Consider the following 20,340-nt stretch of genomic DNA (forward strand, 5'->3'; position numbering starts at 1 on the left):
ATACGGTTCGCATTTTTCCATTCATTTCTCCCCTTATCAGAAATGTCTCTGGACATCCATACAGTATCATTTTACCTTGACGCACAGTGATATACGCCGCGGAGGCATTGTGGATATCAACCTATTTTATGGATTCGGCGGGGGCGTGATTGGCCTATTGGTCGGTTGGTTGATCGCCAGCCTGAGGCAGCAACAGCGATTATCCCACCTCGATACCGAACAACGCTTGCTGGAGCACTCGTTACAGCAAGCGCAGATATCGTTGGCGGAGGGGCAGCAGGCCAGGCAGCAGGATGAACAACGTTTGCGACAGAATGAGCTGGAATTACGTAACGTCCACGCGCAACTGTCAGCTAATCATGAAAAGCTGCAACAGTTGGGACAACTGCGGGCAGAATGTGACCAGTTAAATCAGGAACTACGGACATTACGGGAAATTAACCGTGCACAAGAGGCTGAACTGCGTGAAGTCACGATTCGGTTGGAAGAAACCCGTATGGCCGCAGAAGAAAAGCAGCGTCTGCTGGTCAATAGTGAACAACGTCTGACGACACAATTTGAGAATCTGGCTAATCGGATTTTTGAACATAGCGGCCGCAAAGTAGACGAGCAGAACAAACAGAGCCTGGATAGTTTGCTCATGCCATTACGTGAACAGCTTGATGGTTTTCGTCGCCAGGTACAGGATAGCTTTGGTGCGGAAGCGTGTGAACGACATACGCTGGCTCATGAGATACGGAACCTGCAACAGTTGAATGCGCAGATGGCGCGTGAAGCGATTAATCTGACCAAAGCCCTGAAAGGGGACAACAAAACGCAAGGGAATTGGGGCGAGGTTGTACTGAGCCGTGTGCTGGAAGCCTCGGGTTTGCGTGAGGGATATGAATATCAGACGCAGGTTAGCATTCAGACCAGCACTCACAACCGTATGCAGCCGGACGTGATCGTGCGTTTACCCCAAGGCAAGGATGTTGTGGTTGATGCAAAAATGTCGCTGGTGGCCTATGAACGCTATTTTAATAGCGAAGATGACGCTGAGCGTCTGGCTGCATTGAATGAGCATTTGCTGTCCGTTCGTGGCCATATCCGCATGCTGGGCAGTAAAGACTACCAGCAACTGCCGGGGCTACGTTCTCTGGATTATGTTCTCATGTTTATTCCCGTCGAACCGGCTTTTTTACTGGCTATCGATCGTCAGCCTGAGTTGATCAGCGAGGCACTAAAGCACAATATTATGCTGGTTAGCCCGACGACACTGTTGGTTGCACTACGCACCATTAATAATCTGTGGCGTTATGAGCAACAAAGCCGTAATGCGCAACAGATCGCCGAACGAGCATCACGGTTATATGACAAACTGCGTTTGTTTGTTGATGATATGGAAGCACTAGGTCAAAGCCTTGATAAAGCTCAGGGAAATTATCGTCAGTCAATGAATAAACTTTCGTCTGGGCGTGGTAACCTCATTGGTCAAGCCGAAGGGTTTCGCCATCTAGGCGTGGAAATTAAACGCCCTATTAGCCCTTCTCTGGCAGAGCAGGCTGCTGTAAATGAAGATGCCGAGTATGAAAATGTTGGGCAGGATTTGACGGTGGTAGAGTCTGACAGTTTGGGCTTGGATGAGAAACGTCAGCCTTGATCATCCTTAACCGATAGGTATTCGGCGGTGAGCTTTTTGTACGGGTCTGTTAAACTCTCCCCCTTAATAGGTAGACCCGACATTTGACTGGAATAGTAGGCGGATAAAATGGCAAACGAGCAGGAGAAAACAACAGACTTTGGTTTTCGTACTGTCGCCAAGGATGAAAAAGAAGTCATGGTGGCTGAAGTTTTTCATTCCGTAGCAGCAAAATACGATCTGATGAATGATCTGATGTCCTTTGGTATTCATCGTGTCTGGAAGCGTTTCACTATTGAGTGCAGCGGTGTGCGTCGTGGCCAGCGAGTTCTTGATCTTGCTGGCGGAACCGGCGATCTGACTGCAAAATTTTCCCGGATGGTGGGCGATGAGGGTGAAGTCGTCCTAGCTGATATTAACGCATCAATGTTAAAAGTTGGGCGTGAGAAACTGCGTAACAAGGGTATTATCAATAATATCAGTTATGTGCAAGCCAACGCGGAAGCGTTGCCATTTCCCGATGGTTATTTTGACTGCATCACCATTTCTTTCGGTTTACGTAACGTCACCGACAAGAATAAAGCGTTGCGTTCCATGTATCGTGTCCTGAAACCCGGTGGACGCTTGTTGGTTCTTGAGTTTTCCAAGCCAACGTTTCAACCGCTAAGCAAGGTTTACGATGCCTACTCATTCCATATCCTGCCAAGAATCGGCGAAATGGTGGTGAGTGATGCGAATAGCTACCGCTATCTGGCTGAATCAATCCGTATGCACCCCGATCAGGAAACGTTGAAGGGGATGATGGGGGACGCAGGTTTTGACAGTGTGAATTATTTCAACCTTACCGGTGGGATTGTTGCGCTACACCGCGGTTTTAAATTCTGATTGGAAACGCCCATGCTGATAACGTCTGTTCTGACCGCTACGCTGGAAACAGCATTGAATCAGCTGTTGTTTCGTGACCGTAGTATGAAAACCGCTCGCCAACGTCTACAGGGAAAAACACTGAAGATCGTGTTATCTGAATTGGATGCGCCTGTGGTACTGGTTTTCAATGAACAACGCCTTGATGTGATAAGTCAGTGGGAGGATGAGGCAGACTGTCAGCTCAAAACCCGCATTTCTGTTTTACTGAAATTGCGGGATCGCCAGAACTTATCTGCTCTGATGCGCAGCGGCGAGCTGGTTATTGAAGGGGATATTCAAGTAGCACAGCAATTTATTACGCTGCTTGATTTAGCCGAGTTTGATCCTGCGGAGTGGTTTGCCCCATACCTAGGCGATATTGTTGCTCAGAACCTAAGCCAGACTACGCAAAAAACACTGCGTTTCTTGGGACAGACCTTATGTCGATCACAACACGTACTATCAGAAACGATTGTGGAAGAGTGGCGTTTGGCTCCTGGTCGACTTGAACACGTTTGGTTTCATGATGAAATTGCGGCCCTGGATAAATCAGTCGATCGGTTATCCGAACGGTTGGCAAAATTGGAGACTCTACGATGATGCCTGGTGAGCTACTCCGCCTTTACAGCATCGTTCGCGTTTTGTTGAGCTATGGTCTGGATGAACTGATTCCCAAAATACGACTCACTATCCCACTGCGTTTGGGACGACGCCTGCTATTTTGGTTGCCAAACCATCATCGCGACAAGCCTCTGGGAGAACGGCTGAGATTAGCGTTGCAAGAGCTTGGTCCGGTGTGGATAAAGTTTGGTCAAATGATGTCGACGCGCCGCGATCTGTTTCCTCCTGCGATTGCCGATCAGCTCGCCTTGCTGCAAGACCGTGTTGCTCCCTTTGAAGGAAGATTGGCGCGTAAGCAGATAGAACAGTCTATGGGCGATATCCCATTAGAAAGCTGGTTTGATGATTTTGATATCGAACCGTTAGCCTCAGCCTCTATCGCACAGGTACATACTGCTCGTCTGAAAAGCACGGGTAAAGAGATCGTTATTAAAGTCATACGACCCGACATTTTACCTGTTATCAGAGCAGATATGCGCCTGATGAAGCGCCTGGCTGGTTGGTTACCACGATTATTGCCGGATGGACGGCGACTCCGTCCTTTGGAAGTGGTGAGGGAATATGAAAAGACGTTGCTTGATGAGTTGAATTTGCTGCGTGAAGCGGCAAATGCGATTCAACTGAGACGTAATTTCGAAGATAGCCCGATGCTGTATATTCCGGAAGTGTATTCAGACTACTGTAGCGAAAGCATGCTGGTTATGGAGCGCATTTACGGTATTCCCGTTTCGGATGTCGAAACGTTGAAAGCCAATGGCACCAATATGCAACTTCTCGCGGAACGTGGCGTTCAGGTTTTCTTTACGCAGGTTTTCCGGGATAGCTTTTTCCATGCGGACATGCACCCGGGTAATATCTTTATCAGTTACGAACATCCTGAAAATCCGCAGTATATCGGGATTGACTGCGGCATCGTCGGTTCTCTGAATAAAGAAGATAAACGCTATCTGGCTGAAAACTTCATCGCTTTTTTTAATCGCGATTACCGTAAAGTTGCCGAATTGCATGTGGATTCCGGCTGGGTGCCAGCGGATACCAACGTTGAAGATTTTGAATTCGCAATCCGTACGGTGTGTGAGCCTATTTTTGAAAAGCCATTAGCAGAAATTTCATTTGGTCATGTATTATTGAATCTCTTTAATACAGCTCGCCGCTTTAATATGGAAGTGCAGCCGCAATTAGTCCTGTTGCAAAAGACGTTGCTGTATATTGAGGGGATTGGGCGGCAGCTCTATCCTCAGCTCGATCTCTGGAAAACGGCCAAACCGTTTTTGGAAACCTGGTTGAAAGATCAGGTTGGTTTACCAGCAATGATGCGTGCTTTAAAAGAGAAAGCGCCGTTTTGGGCTGAGAAATTGCCTGAAATACCCGAGTTGTTTTATGACAGTTTACGTCAGCATAAGACGTTGAAACAGAGTGTAGACAAGCTTATCGATGAGTTGCAGACTCAGCGAGTGCGTCAAGGGCAATCCCGTTATCTGTTGGGGATTGGCGCGACACTGCTGATCAGTGGTACGGTGTTACTGGTGAGCCATGTGGAAGCCGATATCGTTCCAGCAGGGCTGATGGCGGCAGGAATTATCGCCTGGATTATTGGTTGGCGTCGAACTCATTGAAGCAGATCATCATGTATAGCAGAATTGCCTTATATAATGATGATCGTTTTTATGACCCCCTTTTTTCAAAGAGGTAAATAGCATGGGCGGTATTAGTATTTGGAACTTGTTGATTATTGCGGTAATCGTCGTATTGCTGTTTGGTACCAACAAGCTGAGAACATTGGGTTCAGATCTGGGCGCATCAATCAAAGGCTTCAAAAAGGCCATGGGTGATGAACAGCCTTCTGCCAATGCCGATAAAACAGAACAGGATGCCGATTTCGCGACTAAGTCGATCGCAGAAAAGCAACCTGAAACGAAACAAGAAGACGCGAAGAGCCAGCATAAAGAGCAGGTGTAATCTGTGTTTGATATCGGGTTTGGCGAGCTATTGCTGGTTATGGTGATAGGCCTGGTTGTTCTTGGGCCTGAGCGATTGCCTGTTGCCGTAAGAACGGTAGCCAGTTGGATTCGAACGCTACGTTCGCTGGCATCTACGGTTCAGAACGAGCTGTCGCAGGAATTAAAATTGCAGGAGCTGCAGGAAAGCCTCAAGAAGGTTGAGAAAGCTAGCTTGCAAAATTTGTCGCCAGAATTAAAAGCGTCCATGGACGAGCTTAAAGAAGCGGCCGAAGCGATGAAACGCAGCTATTCAAAATCTCCCACCGATGTGGAAGGCGCTAACCCGTCGACCAATCAGCCGTTGAGCGATCCTGAAGCCGTGCATGACGGTGTTATTGATGTGGAACGCGCTTCTCCATCGGCGTCGGAGAATACTGCCTCGCCAAACTTGGATCAGCCTGAGGTGCTTGCTCAGCAGGATACTGCCGAAAACAATATATTTAAAAACAATATATTAGAAAAAAAAGGCGTAGAAAACGAGAGTCAAGCAATCCCTGCGACAGAAAGCAAATCCAAGCCAGAGCAGCTTTCGGCTGTTTCTCCTTACCAAAAAAGTGATGATCGTTAGTTTATGGCTGCTGAAGATACCCAACCGCTGATTAGCCACCTGATCGAGCTGCGTAAGCGGCTATTGAACAGTATCATCTGCATACTGGGCGTGTTCTTTTGTCTGGTATATTTTGCCAATGACATTTATCAGATCGTTTCTGCCCCACTGATTGAGCAACTTCCGACTGGTGCGAATATGATCGCAACCGATGTCGCTTCACCGTTTTTTACGCCAATAAAACTAACGATGATTGTGTCGGTATTTATTTCAGCTCCGTTAGTGTTGTATCAGGTCTGGGCTTTTGTCGCGCCAGCGTTGTATAAACATGAACGCCGTTTGATGATGCCTTTGCTGATTTCCAGCAGCTTGTTGTTCTATGCGGGGATGGCATTTGCTTATTTTGTGGTATTTCCGCTGGCGTTTGGTTTCTTTGCCAAAACGGCACCACAAGGTGTTTTGATTGCGACGGATATCAATAATTATCTTGATTTCGTCATGGCGTTATTTATGGCATTTGGGGTGTCATTTGAAGTGCCCATCGCCATTGTGTTGCTTTGTTGGAGTGGCGTGATTACCCCCGATGATCTGAAAAAGAAACGGCCTTATATGCTGGTCGGTGCATTTGTTGTTGGAATGATATTGACGCCGCCGGATGTATTTTCTCAGACGCTGTTAGCCATTCCTATGTACCTGCTGTTTGAAATCGGCGTATTCTTCTCTCGGTTTTACGTGGGTAAAGGACGTCGTGCCGAGACGGAAGAACCTTCTCCATAAGGTTGAATTTCCTCTGGTTTGGTACAGATATAACCTCTCTCTGAGAGGTTTTGTTTTTTATTTTCTATGGTCGCAATTCAGCCGTGATAACGGATAAATAATCCATGTTTGATATCGGTGTCAATTTAACCAACTCTCAGTTTACAAAGGATCGAGAGCTGGTTGTCGCTCGTGCGCAACAGGCTGGTGTCAGCGGTATGCTGATTACAGGGACAAATATTGAGGAAAGTAAGCAGGCTTTAGCGCTAGCTGAGCAATATCCTGCTTACTGTTGGTCAACGGCGGGTGTGCATCCGCACGATGCCAGCCATTGGAATGATTCAACTGTCGAGCAAGTTTATCACCTGGCGCAATCAGATCGTGTGGTTTCCATTGGTGAATGCGGGCTTGATTTCAATCGGAATTTTTCGACGCCTGCGGAGCAGGAATTGGCTTTCAGTGCACAATTGGCACTGGCGGCTGAGTTGTCTTTGCCCGTATTCCTACATTGCCGTGAGGCACATGTTCGTTTCCTTGCTTTATTAAAGCCCTGGCTCGATAAGCTTCCGTCTGCGGTGATCCATTGTTTTACCGGTAATCGGACGGAACTTGATGAATGTATCGCGCAGGGTCTAATGGTGGGGATTACTGGTTGGGTGTGTGATGAGCGCAGAGGACTTGAGTTGCGGTCATTGCTAAAACATATTCCAGTCGATCGGTTGTTATTGGAAACCGACGCACCCTATTTGTTACCACGGGATTTAAGCCCCAAGCCGGTATTCCGCCGTAACGAACCCTGTTTTCTACCGCATATTGTCCACCAAATTGCAGGATGGCGGGAAGACGATGCCGCATGGTTGGGGCAGAAAACAGATGAAAATGCCCGCCGGGTTTTCCGGCTGGCCTGATTCAGGAGAATAATGATATGAGCAATGCTTTTCCCGGCACATTTCCAGGGCGGCGTATGCGCCGTATCCGTCGCCATGATTTCAGTCGCCGTCTGGTTGCTGAACATCATCTAACGGTTAATGACCTAATTTATCCAGTCTTTGTGATGGAAGGTTCTCGTCAACGTCAGGAAGTTCCCTCTATGCCGGGGGTTTTCAGAATGTCGATTGATGTGCTGCAGCAGGAAGCGGAAACGATCGCCAAATTAGGTATCCCTGTGCTGTCGCTATTTCCGGTCATTGAGGCTGATAAAAAATCATTATATGCCGAAGAAGCTTATAACCCGAATGGCCTGGTGCAGCGGACGGTACGGGCGCTAAAAGATGCGGTGCCTGAGTTAGGTCTGTTGACGGATGTCGCGCTCGATCCCTACACCACTCACGGTCAGGACGGCATCATTGATGCAGATGGGTATGTCATTAACGATACTACCAAAGAAATTTTAGTTAAGCAGGCGTTGTCACATGCAGAAGCGGGGGCTGAAATCGTTGCGCCTAGCGATATGATGGATGGGAGAATCGGCGCGATTCGGGAGACGTTGGAAGTAGAAAACCTGATTAATACGCAGATTATGGCGTACTCGGCGAAATACGCTTCTTGCTACTATGGCCCGTTTCGTGATGCGATTGGTTCTGCTGGGAACCTAAAAGGCGGCAACAAGAAAACCTACCAAATGGATCCAGCCAATAGCGATGAAGCTCTGCAGGAAATTGCACAAGATCTTCAGGAAGGGGCGGACATGGTTATGGTGAAACCCGGTATGCCTTATCTGGACGTGCTTCGTCGTGTGAAGGATACGTTTGGGGTTCCGACGTTTGCCTATCAGGTATCTGGTGAATATGCGATGCACATGGCAGCCATTCAAAATGGCTGGCTACAGGAAGAGCCCGTGATTATGGAATCGCTGCTGTGCTTTAAACGCGCGGGGGCAGACGGTGTGCTGACCTATTTCGCCAAGCGAGTGGCTCAGTGGTTACACGATCAGCATTTACAGCGCTGATTGAGTCATCTTGAGAGCGGCTATTGTGCCGCTCTGTTGATATTACATTTTCTGAAATTGTCGATTATCAATACTTTGCCGAATCTGTTTATTCAGAAAACTCAGTAATAGCATCGAACGGGCTTCGCCGTCTGGTTCTGTATAGATGGCGTTCAGACCACTAAATATCCCATCGGTAATTAATACGCTATCGCCGGGCTGCGGCGTCTGTGGGTCGGTAATCCCTTGTGTCGGGTGCGACAATAGATCGTCGATCACCTGTTGTGGAATGATGGTTGGCATGTTACCAAACCGCACGAAATTACTGACACCTCGGGTAGCGCTGATGGTCGTGGTATGAATTCGCTCAGGATCAAACTCAACAAAAAGGTAGTTCGGGAAGAGCGGCTCACAGACCTCGGTACGTTTACCGCGCACAATTTTATCCAGCGTGATCATGGGGCTCATGCAGGCGACATCCTGACGTTCGAGGTGCTCTTTCGCCCGTAGCAACTGACCACGTTTACAATACAATAAGTACCAGGCTTCCATAATTTTGCTGATTTATGATGATGACGGGCAAGCATAACAAAAGCGGGCGCGGATAAAAATTTTTCGGAGGAAATATTTAACGACATGCCGTAACTGACTGAAAAAGTAGGGCGGCGTTCCTTTTATCATTCTCCGTACTAAGAAGCGACAGTCAGAGGAAGAGACCTTATAATGGTCGCCTTGACAAACTGCCTCGACGGTCAGCATGAAATACCATGATTTGCGTGAATTCCTCTCGCTGCTGGAAGAGAGGGGTGAACTGAAACGCATTAGCCAGCCTATTGATCCCTATCTTGAGATGACGGAAATTGCCGATCGTACCTTGCGTGCGGAAGGGCCGGCATTGTTATTTGAAAACCCGAAGGGTTATGACATGCCGGTGCTGTGCAATTTATTTGGTACGCCGAAGCGTGTCGCGCTTGGCATGGGGCAGGAAGATGTCAGTGCGTTGCGTGACGTTGGAAAACTGCTGGCCTTTTTGAAAGAGCCTGAGCCACCAAAAGGTTTTCGCGATCTGGTCGATAAGATGCCGAAATTCCGTCAGGTGTTAAACATGCCGACAAAACGTCTATCGTCCGCACCTTGTCAGGAACAGGTTTGGCAGGGGGATGATGTCGATTTACGTCGCATTCCTGTTATGCAGTGTTGGCCGGAAGATGCCGCCCCGCTCATTACCTGGGGGCTAACGGTAACCCGAGGGCCGCATAAAGAGCGTCAGAATCTGGGGATTTATCGCCAGCAGGTATTGGGAAAAAACAAACTGATTATGCGGTGGTTATCGCATCGTGGCGGGGCGTTGGATTTTCAGGAGTGGTGTCAGGAAAATCCAGGGCAACGTTTCCCGGTTTCTGTTGCGCTAGGTGCCGATCCAGCCACTATTTTAGGTGCGGTGACGCCCGTTCCGGATACGTTATCGGAGTATGCCTTTGCCGGTTTACTTCGCGGGCATAAAACAGAAGTGGTGAAATGCCTTTCGAATGATTTGGAGGTGCCTGCCAGTGCGGAAATTGTTCTGGAAGGTTATATTGACGCGGATGAAAGGGCGTCTGAAGGCCCATATGGCGATCATACCGGTTACTATAATGAAGTTGATACGTTTCCTGTTTTCACGGTAACGCATATTACTCAGCGCAATAATGCGATTTATCACTCCACTTATACGGGACGTCCGCCGGATGAGCCCGCGGTATTAGGTGTGGCGCTGAATGAAGTTTTCGTCCCCATTTTGCAAAAGCAGTTTCCTGAAATTGTCGATTTTTATTTGCCGCCGGAGGGTTGCTCTTATCGTCTGGCGGTCGTTACCATGAAGAAGCAGTATGCTGGTCATGCGAAACGCGTCATGATGGGCGTCTGGTCTTTTTTACGGCAGTTCATGTATACAAAGTTTGTTATTGTCTGTGACGATGACATTAACGCCCGTGATTGGAAAGATGTGATATGGGCGATTACCACGCGTATGGATCCGGCTCGTGATACCGTATTGGTGGAGAATACGCCAATAGATTATCTGGATTTCGCCTCACCGGTTTCCGGATTGGGGTCGAAAATGGGGCTGGATGCTACCAATAAATGGCCAGGTGAAACACAGCGCGAGTGGGGGCATCCGATCAAAAAAGATCCACAGGTGTGTGCCCGTATTGATGCACTGTGGGATGAACTTGCCATTTTTAGTGACAAGGAACCTCTGCGTTAGGTGGTGGTTGCTCTGTTCTCAGTTTTGCTTTTTGACCCTACAGAGGGAATGCATGACAACATTGAGCTGTAAAGTGACCTCGGTAGAGGCGATAACCGATACGGTTTATCGTGTTCGATTGTTACCTGAGGCACCTTTTTCTTTCCGTGCTGGTCAGTATCTGATGGTTGTGATGGGCGATCGCGATAAACGACCTTTCTCGCTGGCGTCTACACCGATGGAAAAGCGTTTTATCGAGTTACATATCGGTGCTTCTGAGCTCAATCTTTATGCGATGGCGGTGATGGAACGCATTCTTAAAGAGAAGGTGCTGACGGTCGATATTCCTCATGGCGAGGCTTGGTTACGGGAAGACAGTCAGCGTCCGCTCGTGCTGATTGCGGGTGGCACCGGATTTTCCTACGCCCGTTCTATTTTGCTGACATCGCTGGCGCAGCAGCCTGAGCGACATATTTCGATCTATTGGGGTGGCAGAGAAAGTCAGCATCTCTATGATCTGGCTGAACTGGAAAAGTTAGCGGCACAACATCCGAACCTACAGGTTATCCCGGTTGTGGAACAGCCTGAAGATGGCTGGAACGGTCGAACGGGCACGGTGCTGAGTGCCGTACTACAAGATTACGGTACGCTGGCCGATCAGGATATCTATATTGCCGGCCGCTTTGAAATGGCAAAAATTGCGCGAGAGCGTTTCTGTAATGAACGTGGTGCGCTTGCTGCCCATATGTTCAGTGATGCATTTGCGTTTATCTGATTTTTAATATTGCTGTTTGCGAATTTTTTATGTTGTCAGGCCGTTAGTTGATTTTTTGAAAAGGGAATGGATATGAGCGTAAAAATAATCAGGGATATCGTGCTTGCTATCAGTTTGTTGGGGAGCGTTCATGGGGCACTGGCGTATCCTCTAAGCGATAAAGATTTATCAGAGGCGCGTAAAGGATTTAATACGCAATTAATTGTGGATACGTTGGAACCGGATGGTAAAGCGGATGTTCCACCCGGTGATATCTTCAAGGTTATTCATTATCCTGCCGCCGTGGGTAATCTGGTGGCGTATATTTCTCCTGACCCTAAAGATGGTAAACGTCACCCTGCGGTGGTCTGGGCGCATGGTGGTTATGGTGGGATTGGCGATTTTTTCTGGGAGCCGCAAGAGGAAGATAACGATCAGAGCGCGCGGGCATTCCGGGAAGCAGGGATTGTCATGATGGTGCCTAGTTGGCGCGGTGAGAATGATAATCCTGGAAAGTTTGAAATGTTTTATGGGGAAGTTGATGACCTGCATGCTGCACGAGAGTATCTGGCTAAACTCCCTTATGTCGATCCAGAACGTATTTATGTGGCAGGACACAGTACTGGTGGAACCATGGCTTTATTAGCTAATGAGTATCGTTCTGGTTTTCGTGCGGGTTTTTCATTGGGCGGGATCCCTGATTTGAAAGTACGACTTGATGCGGGTCGAACCGCTGTGGGGCCGTCATTTAATACTAACAATCCCAAAGAGTTTTATTTACGTTCACCGCGTACGTTTATTACCCATATCAAATCGCCCACTTTTTATTTTGAAGGGGAAGAGGACTATTGGGATGACGAACTACCTGAGATGCAAGATAACGCGGTGAAGGCGAAAGTGCCGTTTTATTCATACCGCATTCCTAATAGCGATCACTTCAATATTATCTTGCCTGCTACACGTCTGATCGCCCAGAAAATCCTACAGGATACGGGTAATACCGTGAATATTCGCTTTAATCCGCATGATATTGAGCGCATTAGTCAGGAAGTTGCACGATAACGATCATAAGGGCGATATACCCGTCATACTTCAAGTTGCATGTGCGTTGGCTGCGTTCAGTCACCCGAATCACTTACTCAAGTAAGCTCATCGGGATTCCTTCGCTTGCCGCCTTCCTGAAACTTGAATTATTTTGGGTATAGACTTCACTACCGCCCTGATTCTATTACGGTCAGAACAATGTAGCGGAATTAAACCCTCTCAAATACCGTCGCAATTCCTTGCCCTAGCCCGATACACATGGTTGATAAACCAAATTGGGCATCCTTACGCTCCATCAGATTGATCAGCGTAGTGCTGATGCGGGCGCCAGAGCATCCTAATGGGTGCCCTAGCGCGATCGCGCCACCGTTGAGATTGATCTTCTCGTCGAGCTGATCCATGAGCCCCAGATCTTTAATGCATGGCAGGAGTTGGGCCGCGAAGGCCTCGTTCATTTCAAAGAGATCGATATCGTTGGTCGATAGCCCGGATCTTTTTAGCGCCAGTTTAGTGGCGGGCACGGGACCATAGCCCATAATCGACGGATCGCAACCCACGACTGCCATTGAACGAAGGCGAGCGCGTGGAGACAACCCCAATTCTCGGGCGCGGTTTTCGCTCATTATCAGCATGGCTGCCGCGCCATCCGAGAGGGCGGAAGAGGAGCCCGCAGTAACGGTGCCGTTGACAGGATCGAATGCGGGTTTGAGTGTGGCAAGCGCGTCAACGGTGGTTTCTGGGCGAATGACTTCATCATCATGAAACTGTTTCAATACGCCGTCATCATCGTGGCCACTAGTTGGTATGATTTCGTGCCTAAATGCGCCGGATTGGGTTGCGGCCCAAGCATGTGCATGCGATCTCGCGGCGAAAGCATCCTGCATTTCTCGGCTGATATTATACAGACGAGCCAGCATTTCAGCGGTTAACCCCATCATTGCCGCTGCTTTGGCCGTGGTTCGACTCAGACCTGGATGGAAATCCACGCCGTGGTTCATGGGAACATGGCCCATATGTTCAACGCCGCCAATCAAACATACCTGTGCATCACCAACCATAATCGCTCGGGCTGCATCGTGCAGTGCCTGCATTGATGATCCACACAGCCGGTTTACGGTGGTTGCGGGGACAGACGCAGGAATTTCTGCAAGTAATGCAGCATTGCGCGCAATATTGAAGCCTTGTTCCAGCGTTTGCTGCACACAGCCCCAATAAATATCGTCAATGCTGCTCGCTTCAACCGCTGGGTTACGGCTGAGCAGACCACGCATGACATGAGCAGACAGATCTTCAGCCCTTACCTGACGGAACGCCCCGCCTTTGGAACGTCCCATTGGGGTACGAATGGCATCAACAATGACTACCTTTTCCATATTCTGTATCCTCATGCCGATTGCCCTTGAGAAATGTTCGCGTGTGGCGTGACCGTCGGATAGTAGCCTTCGTTGTTTTTGGCTTTGTGTTTCAACCCATCCGGAACTTGGTAGAGTGGCCCCAGCGATGATAATGGTTGGGCCATTTCCAGATAACGCGTACTGCCAAGTGTATCTAGGTAACGACATGCGCCCCCATGAAATGGTGGGAAACCTAGCCCATATACCAACGCCATATCCGCCTCAGCAGGACTATCAACGATGCCTTCTTCCAGACAACGAGCCACTTCGTTCATCATTGGAATCATCATCCGGGCAATGATTTCTTCTGTACTAAAGGGGGTCTTCGGCTGGCTGATGGGAGACAATAAGGCAACCGTGTTTTCGTCAAACTCTTTTCGTTGCTTCCCTTTACCATCTGTTTGATAACGATAAAAACCGTGGCCATTTTTTTGACCGAATCGTTGATGCTCGAACAGGACGTCAATAGCATCCTGATAATCTTTTGCCATCCGCTCCGGAAATGCCTGAGACATCACCGTTTGAGCATGGTGAGCCGTATCAATGCCGACGACATCTAGCAAATAGGCGGGGCCCATTGGCCAGCCGAATTGTTTTTCCATGACGCTATCAATGTCACGGAAATCTGCACCGTCACGTATCAGTAAACTGAATGCTGCAAAATAAGGGAACAATACACGGTTAACAAAGAAGCCAGGGCAATCGTTGACGACAATAGGCGTTTTCCCCATGTTACTGGCATAAGCCACCACGCGAGCGATCGTTTTTTCGTCCGTTTGCGGGCCGCGAATGATTTCAACCAACGGCATGCGGTGAACTGGGTTAAAGAAGTGCATGCCGCAAAAGTTTTGGGGCCGCTTTAACGAGGTCGCCAAGTGGGTTATGGGGATGGTTGATGTATTAGAAACCAGCACGGTATCTGTACTGATGTGGAATTCTGTTTCGGCCAGTACAGCAGCCTTTATCTTCGGGTTTTCAACAACGGCCTCAACGACGATATCCATTCGCTCAAAACCAACATAATCCAGAGTAGGATGAATATTGGCGAGTATTCGTGCCATTTTCATACCATCCAATTTGCCGCGCTCGAGTTGTTTATTTAACAACTTTGCGGCTTCGTTCATACCGAGTTCGAGTGGTTTTTCATTGATATCTTTCATGAAAATCGAGATACCTTTATAGGCGGACTGATAAGCTATCCCTCCTCCCATTATTCCTGCCCCCAATACGGCCGCTTGCTTCGGCGGCGGCAGATGACTGGCAAGTTTCTTCGCTTTACCTTTTACATACTGATCGTTAAGGAAAATACCGACGAGCGCACGAGCGGCATCTGAGCGAGCCAATGAGACAAAGTCTTGTGTCTCAAGTTGCAGGGCCGCATTACGTTGCATGAATGCGGCGGCTTCGATCGTTTTTACTGCTGTCATTGGCGCGGGATAATGTTTGCCCGCCGTTTGCAAAACCATTGCTTTCGCCGTAACGAAACTCATCCCAGCTTCAATTTTGCTCAATTTCAGTGCTTCAAGCTTGGGGCGGCGATAGGCTTGCCAATCGAGATCGCCTCCAATAGCCTGCTGCAATGTTTTCAATGAGGCGCTAGTCAATTTGTCTTCTGCAACAACCGCATGTACCAGACCTAATTTCAATGCTTCTTGTGCGCTAATGTCTTTTCCCGCGGCGATGATTTCTAATGCACAATCGGCGCCTAACAGGCGCGGCAAACGTACTGTACCGCCAAAGCCGGGCATAATGCCCAACCGAGTTTCCGGCAAACCAATGCGCAGGCCTGTTGCGGCAATGCGAAAATCGGTTGCCAGAACGCATTCACATCCACCGCCTAGTGCATAACCATTAATGGCAGATAGCGTGGGTACGGGTAAATCTTCCAGACGATTGAAAATATCGTTGGCGAAAACCAGCCATTCGTGAAGTTTATCGGCAGGGGCAGCAAACAAGGAAAGAAACTCGGTAATATCTGCGCCAACAATAAACGCAGGTTTATCCGATCGTAACAATAATCCTTTCAATGAAGTTTGCTTTTCCAGAATGTCGAGAGCTTTACCCAAGCTGGCAACCGTGTCGGTATCTAATTTATTGACGGAGCCTGGCGCGGAAAAAACCAACTCAGCAATGCCGTCTTCAAGCCAGTTCAGATAGAGAGTTTCACCTTGATAAAGCATGTTGATCTCCGAATTCAGCGTTAGCAATCTGGTACGACCAGATGCAATGAATTGTGGATATAATGTTAATTTTTTGCAAATGGATGATTAATTTTTTGCCATTAGGATCACAAAGCACTGAACGCTGCCGTTGGAACAGCGCTGTGTTAAAATAGGAAGGTTGTACTGTTTTCACCGTATGTATGGTGATGAATGATGTTATGACAAACGTGTTGTGACGAACGGGGATACCCATGGAAAAGCTGGCTTCATTATATGAGCACCATCTGGCAACTTTGCAGAAACGTACGCAGGTTCTCTTAGCACGGTATCAACTTGATGCGTTGCTAATTCATTCCGGCGAGTTCTTGACCGTATTTCTGGACGATCACGACTATCCTTTTAAGGTTAATCCACAGTTTAAAGCGTGGGTGCCTGTTACTCAGGTTCCTCATTGCTGGCTATGGGTAGATGGCGTTAATCCGCCAAAACTATGGTTCTATTCGCCGGTTGATTACTGGCATAACGTTGCGTCAGTACCAGACAGTTTCTGGACGAAGAATATTGATATTTCGGTTTTGCGCCATGCCGATGACATCGGGGGATTACTCCCCGCGCAACGCCAGCGTGTCGCTTATATTGGCTATACCCCGCAACGGGCGCTGAGCTTGGGAATCCAGCAGGAAAATATTAACCCTCAGGGCATTCTGGATTATCTACACTATCATCGTGCTTATAAAACAGACTATGAACTGGCCTGTATGCGGGAGGCACAGAAAACAGCGGTGGTTGGGCATCGTGCTGCACATGAAGCCTTCCTTTCTGGTATGAGTGAGTTCGATATCAATCAGGCATATCTGACGGCGACAGGCCATCGTGATACTGATGTCCCCTACGATAATATCATCGCCCTGAATGAACACGCTGCGGTGTTGCACTATACCCAGCTTGAGCATCATGTTCCGTCTGAAGTGCGCAGTTTTCTGATTGATGCAGGGGCTGAATATAATGGTTATGCCGCTGATTTAACCCGGACATATTCCTCTCTAAGCGACAATGCTTATGCCGCTCTGGTGAAGGATATGAATCAAGAACAGCTTAACCTGATTGAGACGATTCAGTCTGGCGTTCGCTATACCGATTACCATTTGCAGATGCATCAGCGCATTGCAAAACTACTGATATCCCACCAGTTGATTCAGGGTATCAGTGAAGAGGCTATTGTAGCAAACGGGTTAACGACGCCTTTCTTCCCTCATGGATTAGGCCACCCTTTAGGATTGCAGGTCCATGATGTTGCCGGTTTTATGCAGGATGATGATGGCACTCATTTGGCCGCACCCGCTGGCCATCCTTATTTGCGGTGCACTCGGGTTCTTGAACCCGGTATGGTGTTAACTATTGAACCAGGGTTTTACTTCATTGAGTCATTGCTTGAGCCTTGGCGCTCAGGAGCGTTCAGCAAACATTTTGACTGGCAGAGGATTGATGCGCTAAAACCGTTTGGGGGTATTCGCATTGAAGATAATATCGTCATCCACGAAAAACGTATTGAAAACATGACACGCGATCAGAATCTGGCCTGATGCAGAGCTATCCTGTTCCTATTGAGTCAGTGACTTTCAATGAGGAAGTTAAGAAAAGCCGTTTTATCACTTTGCTGTCACCGACTCAGGGTATTGAGTGTGCAAAAAGCTTTATTCAGCAGGTACGAGAATGGCATCCTGCCGCCAGTCATCATTGTTGGGCGTTTGTAGCTGGTGCGCCCAATGATTCTCAACAGCTTGGGTTTTCTGACGATGGCGAGCCATCGGGAACAGCCGGAAAGCCAATGTTAGCCCAATTAATGGGAAGTGGGCTTGGGGAAATTACTGCCGTTGTTGTCCGTTATTACGGTGGTGTGCAACTGGGAACCGGCGGATTAGTCAAGGCCTATGGTGGCGGTGTTCAACAGGCGTTAAAGTTGATGCCGCAGCAAGAGAAAGTATTACAGAAAGAATACGCTTTACGATGTGACTATGCGTTGCTCGCACCGGTTGAGGCATTGATCTATCAGGTCGGCGGGCAAATTTTGCATAGTGAGTATGATACGGAGGTGACCTTACGGTTGTCTATCCCCGTGAGTGGGGTAGACAAGGTGGCTGTGAGGTTACGTGATTTGAGTCGCGGTTCATTGCATTTGTTGCCAATTTCACAATAATTCCAGCGCTGTTTTATGGATCACTAAGGAATACTCTGCAATGCATTTGCGTGCCATAACCCGAATTGTCGGCCTGCTGGTTATCCTTTTTTCCGGGACAATGTTTATTCCCGGGCTGGTGGCCTTAATTTATCGCGATGGCGCAGGGCGAGCTTTCACTGAAACGTTTTTTGTTGCATTGGCTATTGGGATCATCCTCTGGTTTCCTAATCGTAAGCAGCGTAATGAATTAAAATCACGAGAAGGATTTTTGATTGTTGTCCTGTTTTGGACGGTACTCGGCAGCGTTGGTGCGCTACCCTTCCTGTTTGCAGAGCATCCCAACCTTGGGGTAACGGATGCTTTTTTCGAATCGTTTTCTGGTCTGACGACAACGGGGGCCACGACGCTGGTGGGGTTGGACTCACTCCCCAAAGCTATCCTGTTTTATCGTCAAATGCTGCAATGGTTTGGCGGTATGGGGATCATCGTTCTGGCCGTTGCTATTTTGCCTATTCTGGGCGTTGGTGGGATGCAACTTTACCGCGCCGAAATGCCGGGTCCTTTGAAGGACAATAAGATGCGCCCCAGAATAGCGGATACAGCAAAGACTCTATGGCTAATCTACCTTTTGCTTACCATCGCCTGCGCTGTTTCGCTGTGGTTGGCTGGAATGCCGGTTTTTGATGCGATTGGACATAGCTTTTCGACGGTATCGGTAGGTGGTTTTTCCACGCATGATGCAAGCATTGGCTATTTTAATAGTCCGACAATCAATACCATTATTGCCATCTTTTTGCTGATATCTGGCTGCAATTTTGGTTTGCACTTTGCCGTATTAAGTGGACGTAGTCTTCGTGTTTATTGGCGGGATCCAGAATTCCGGATGTTCATTTTTGTCCAAATGTCTCTGGTCGCGGTATGCACGGTTGTACTGTGGTTCCACAATGTATATGCCAGCGGGATGCAAACGTTGAATCAGGCATTTTTTCAGGTTGTATCTATGGCGACGACGGCTGGTTTTATGACAGATAGCATCGCTTCATGGCCTCTTTTTCTACCCGTGCTGTTACTTTGCGCTGCCTTCATTGGTGGATGTGCAGGATCGACGGGAGGGGGATTGAAGGTGATTCGCATTTTGTTGCTGTTCCTGCAAGGTCATCGTGAGTTGAAACGATTGGTTCATCCCAATGCGGTTTATACAATTAAATTAGGGCATCGTGCTTTGCCTGAAAGAATTTTGGAAGCCGTATGGGGCTTTTTTTCCGCTTATGCCTTGGTTTTTATCGTCAGTATGCTGGCAGTTATTGCGACAGGCGTAGATGATTTTTCTGCTTTTGCCGCGGTAGCTGCAACATTAAATAATTTAGGGCCGGGATTAGGGGCTGTCGCGGAGAATTTCACTTCTATGAATGATGCTGCGAAGTGGATACTAATCCTGACAATGTTGTTCGGGCGTTTGGAAGTTTTTACTCTTTTAGTCTTATTCACGCCGACTTTCTGGCGTGAATAACGTGATAAAGGAATCGCATAATGAAGGCGTTGATTTTGTTTTCAAGTAAGGATGGGCAAACCAGAGCGATAGCCTCTTTTATTGCCAATAGCTTAAAGGGAACGCTGGAGTGTGATGTAATCAATTTACTTAATGCACATGATAGTGATTTAACTAAATATGGCTGTGTTCTAATTGGTGCATCTGTGCGATATGGGCGCTTTCACCCGGCGCTTGAGCAATTTATTCGCCATAACCTCTCCTCCTTACAAAGCATGCCGAGCGCCTTTTTTTCCGTCAATCTCACGGCCCGTAAGCCTGATAAGCGTTCTGCCCAGACAAATGCCTATACACGCAAGTTTCTATTACATTCACCTTGGCAACCGAATTTGTGTGGTGTATTCGCGGGGGCACTACGTTATCCGCGTTATCGCTGGTTTGATCGCGTGATGATTCAGCTTATTATGCGTATGACCGGCGGGGAGACGGATAAGACTAAAGAAATTGAATATACAGATTGGCAGCAGGTCACTCGGTTTGCACAAGACTTTTCCCAATTAGCGGCGAAAAATCCGGCATAACGCCGCCTTTTACTGCGCTTTGCTGAAAAAATCCCCACTCGATAATTTTTTTGCATTTAGCGCTTGTCAGGCGGCGAGAAGTGCCTATAATGCGCCTCCACTGACACGGCAACAGCGATTCGCAGTTGTGGTGAACAG

19 protein-coding genes are annotated in these 20,340 nt (G+C 48.1%); 16 read left to right on the plus strand and 3 right to left on the minus strand.

The features are described from left to right. Window positions 1-109 precede the first annotated feature (109 nt). The 9 genes from rmuC (at window position 110) to hemB (ending at window position 8,396) form a co-directional block, all read left to right on the plus strand. Complete coding sequence (gene rmuC / locus ACKPVM_RS14270; RefSeq protein ID WP_409309968.1) at window positions 110-1,639, plus strand: DNA recombination protein RmuC; 1,530 nt, start codon at window positions 110-112, stop codon at window positions 1,637-1,639. Between the two features lie 108 nt (window positions 1,640-1,747). Next, on the plus strand, window positions 1,748-2,503 hold the full coding sequence (gene ubiE, locus ACKPVM_RS14275) for a bifunctional demethylmenaquinone methyltransferase/2-methoxy-6-polyprenyl-1,4-benzoquinol methylase UbiE (RefSeq protein ID WP_409309970.1): 756 nt from the start codon (window positions 1,748-1,750) through the stop codon (window positions 2,501-2,503). 12 nt (window positions 2,504-2,515) lie between these two features. Then, window positions 2,516-3,124, plus strand: coding sequence for a ubiquinone biosynthesis protein UbiJ (ubiJ, locus tag ACKPVM_RS14280; protein WP_409309971.1), 609 nt, complete (start codon window positions 2,516-2,518; stop codon window positions 3,122-3,124). Then, window positions 3,121-4,761 carry a ubiquinone biosynthesis regulatory protein kinase UbiB gene (gene ubiB / locus ACKPVM_RS14285; protein WP_409309973.1) on the plus strand — a complete coding sequence of 547 codons (1,641 nt, stop codon included), beginning with the start codon at window positions 3,121-3,123 and terminating at the stop codon, window positions 4,759-4,761. Before ubiJ ends, ubiB begins: the two co-directional genes overlap by 4 nt. An 82-nt stretch (window positions 4,762-4,843) precedes the next feature. Next, window positions 4,844-5,104, plus strand: coding sequence for a Sec-independent protein translocase subunit TatA (gene tatA, locus ACKPVM_RS14290; RefSeq protein WP_409309975.1), 261 nt, complete (start codon window positions 4,844-4,846; stop codon window positions 5,102-5,104). Window positions 5,105-5,107: 3 nt separating this feature from the next. After that, window positions 5,108-5,713: a Sec-independent protein translocase protein TatB gene (gene tatB, locus ACKPVM_RS14295; protein ID WP_409309976.1), complete on the plus strand. Its 606-nt coding sequence runs from the start codon at window positions 5,108-5,110 to the stop codon at window positions 5,711-5,713. A gap of 3 nt (window positions 5,714-5,716) precedes the next feature. Then, on the plus strand, window positions 5,717-6,469 hold the full coding sequence (gene tatC, locus ACKPVM_RS14300) for a Sec-independent protein translocase subunit TatC (protein WP_409309978.1): 753 nt from the start codon (window positions 5,717-5,719) through the stop codon (window positions 6,467-6,469). A 104-nt stretch (window positions 6,470-6,573) separates the two neighbouring features. Next, a complete protein-coding gene (gene tatD / locus ACKPVM_RS14305; RefSeq protein WP_409309980.1) occupies window positions 6,574-7,356 on the plus strand; it encodes a 3'-5' ssDNA/RNA exonuclease TatD in 783 nt (260 codons plus the stop codon). Window positions 7,357-7,373: 17 nt separating this feature from the next. Next, window positions 7,374-8,396 (plus strand): porphobilinogen synthase, encoded by a 1,023-nt coding sequence (gene hemB, locus ACKPVM_RS14310; RefSeq protein WP_409309982.1) that lies wholly within the window; start codon window positions 7,374-7,376, stop codon window positions 8,394-8,396. 42 nt (window positions 8,397-8,438) lie between these two features. On the opposite strand, the gene rfaH is transcribed toward hemB, so the two are convergent. After that, complete coding sequence (rfaH, locus tag ACKPVM_RS14315; protein WP_409309984.1) at window positions 8,439-8,927, minus strand: transcription/translation regulatory transformer protein RfaH; 489 nt, start codon at window positions 8,925-8,927, stop codon at window positions 8,439-8,441. Between the two features lie 205 nt (window positions 8,928-9,132). Here rfaH and ubiD point away from each other — a divergent pair, with 205 nt between their 5' ends. The 3 genes from ubiD to ACKPVM_RS14330 all read left to right on the plus strand — a co-directional run bounded on the left by ubiD (window position 9,133) and on the right by ACKPVM_RS14330 (window position 12,415). Next, window positions 9,133-10,620: a 4-hydroxy-3-polyprenylbenzoate decarboxylase gene (gene ubiD, locus ACKPVM_RS14320; protein ID WP_409309985.1), complete on the plus strand. Its 1,488-nt coding sequence runs from the start codon at window positions 9,133-9,135 to the stop codon at window positions 10,618-10,620. 52 nt (window positions 10,621-10,672) lie between these two features. After that, window positions 10,673-11,374 carry an NAD(P)H-flavin reductase gene (gene fre, locus ACKPVM_RS14325; protein ID WP_409309987.1) on the plus strand — a complete coding sequence of 234 codons (702 nt, stop codon included), beginning with the start codon at window positions 10,673-10,675 and terminating at the stop codon, window positions 11,372-11,374. 72 nt (window positions 11,375-11,446) lie between these two features. After that, window positions 11,447-12,415 carry an alpha/beta hydrolase family protein gene (locus tag ACKPVM_RS14330; RefSeq protein WP_409309989.1) on the plus strand — a complete coding sequence of 323 codons (969 nt, stop codon included), beginning with the start codon at window positions 11,447-11,449 and terminating at the stop codon, window positions 12,413-12,415. 191 nt (window positions 12,416-12,606) lie between these two features. On the opposite strand, the gene fadA is transcribed toward ACKPVM_RS14330, so the two are convergent. Continuing rightward, complete coding sequence (gene fadA, locus ACKPVM_RS14335) at window positions 12,607-13,770, minus strand: acetyl-CoA C-acyltransferase FadA (RefSeq protein WP_409309991.1); 1,164 nt, start codon at window positions 13,768-13,770, stop codon at window positions 12,607-12,609. A gap of 11 nt (window positions 13,771-13,781) precedes the next feature. Beyond that, window positions 13,782-15,971 carry a fatty acid oxidation complex subunit alpha FadB gene (fadB, locus tag ACKPVM_RS14340; RefSeq protein ID WP_409309993.1) on the minus strand — a complete coding sequence of 730 codons (2,190 nt, stop codon included), beginning with the start codon at window positions 15,969-15,971 and terminating at the stop codon, window positions 13,782-13,784. A gap of 233 nt (window positions 15,972-16,204) precedes the next feature. On the opposite strand from fadB, the gene pepQ reads away from it, so the two are divergent. Genes pepQ through hemG form a run of 4 tightly spaced genes read left to right on the plus strand, consistent with a single transcriptional unit; the run spans window position 16,205 to window position 20,202 of the window. Further along, window positions 16,205-17,536, plus strand: coding sequence for a Xaa-Pro dipeptidase (pepQ, locus tag ACKPVM_RS14345; protein ID WP_409309994.1), 1,332 nt, complete (start codon window positions 16,205-16,207; stop codon window positions 17,534-17,536). Continuing rightward, window positions 17,536-18,150, plus strand: a complete 615-nt coding sequence (locus ACKPVM_RS14350; protein WP_409309996.1) for an IMPACT family protein — start codon at window positions 17,536-17,538, stop codon at window positions 18,148-18,150. Before pepQ ends, ACKPVM_RS14350 begins: the two co-directional genes overlap by 1 nt. 40 nt (window positions 18,151-18,190) lie before the next feature. Continuing rightward, complete coding sequence (gene trkH / locus ACKPVM_RS14355) at window positions 18,191-19,642, plus strand: Trk system potassium transporter TrkH (RefSeq protein WP_409309997.1); 1,452 nt, start codon at window positions 18,191-18,193, stop codon at window positions 19,640-19,642. Between the two features lie 20 nt (window positions 19,643-19,662). Continuing rightward, entirely contained in the window at window positions 19,663-20,202 is a 540-nt protein-coding gene (gene hemG, locus ACKPVM_RS14360; RefSeq protein WP_409309999.1) for a menaquinone-dependent protoporphyrinogen IX dehydrogenase, read from the plus strand. The last annotated feature ends 138 nt before the right edge of the window (window positions 20,203-20,340 follow it).

The sequence above is a fragment of the Pectobacterium hainanensis genome, from assembly GCF_046237015.1.
Lineage (GTDB): Bacteria > Pseudomonadota > Gammaproteobacteria > Enterobacterales > Enterobacteriaceae > JBJYIN01.

Coding starts and splice junctions, on each gene's coding strand:
- tatA (WP_409309975.1), top strand. CDS start 4,844: ATGGGCGGTATTAGTATTTGGAACTTGTTGATTATTGCGGTAATCGTC.
- ubiJ (WP_409309971.1), top strand. CDS start 2,516: ATGCTGATAACGTCTGTTCTGACCGCTACGCTGGAAACAGCATTGAAT.
- tatD (WP_409309980.1), top strand. CDS start 6,574: ATGTTTGATATCGGTGTCAATTTAACCAACTCTCAGTTTACAAAGGAT.
- hemB (WP_409309982.1), top strand. CDS start 7,374: ATGAGCAATGCTTTTCCCGGCACATTTCCAGGGCGGCGTATGCGCCGT.
- ubiD (WP_409309985.1), top strand. CDS start 9,133: ATGAAATACCATGATTTGCGTGAATTCCTCTCGCTGCTGGAAGAGAGG.
- tatC (WP_409309978.1), top strand. CDS start 5,717: ATGGCTGCTGAAGATACCCAACCGCTGATTAGCCACCTGATCGAGCTG.
- ACKPVM_RS14350 (WP_409309996.1), top strand. CDS start 17,536: ATGCAGAGCTATCCTGTTCCTATTGAGTCAGTGACTTTCAATGAGGAA.
- ubiB (WP_409309973.1), top strand. CDS start 3,121: ATGATGCCTGGTGAGCTACTCCGCCTTTACAGCATCGTTCGCGTTTTG.
- pepQ (WP_409309994.1), top strand. CDS start 16,205: ATGGAAAAGCTGGCTTCATTATATGAGCACCATCTGGCAACTTTGCAG.
- trkH (WP_409309997.1), top strand. CDS start 18,191: ATGCATTTGCGTGCCATAACCCGAATTGTCGGCCTGCTGGTTATCCTT.
- fre (WP_409309987.1), top strand. CDS start 10,673: ATGACAACATTGAGCTGTAAAGTGACCTCGGTAGAGGCGATAACCGAT.
- fadB (WP_409309993.1), bottom strand. CDS start 15,971: ATGCTTTATCAAGGTGAAACTCTCTATCTGAACTGGCTTGAAGACGGC.
- ubiE (WP_409309970.1), top strand. CDS start 1,748: ATGGCAAACGAGCAGGAGAAAACAACAGACTTTGGTTTTCGTACTGTC.
- rfaH (WP_409309984.1), bottom strand. CDS start 8,927: ATGGAAGCCTGGTACTTATTGTATTGTAAACGTGGTCAGTTGCTACGG.
- hemG (WP_409309999.1), top strand. CDS start 19,663: ATGAAGGCGTTGATTTTGTTTTCAAGTAAGGATGGGCAAACCAGAGCG.
- fadA (WP_409309991.1), bottom strand. CDS start 13,770: ATGGAAAAGGTAGTCATTGTTGATGCCATTCGTACCCCAATGGGACGT.
- ACKPVM_RS14330 (WP_409309989.1), top strand. CDS start 11,447: ATGAGCGTAAAAATAATCAGGGATATCGTGCTTGCTATCAGTTTGTTG.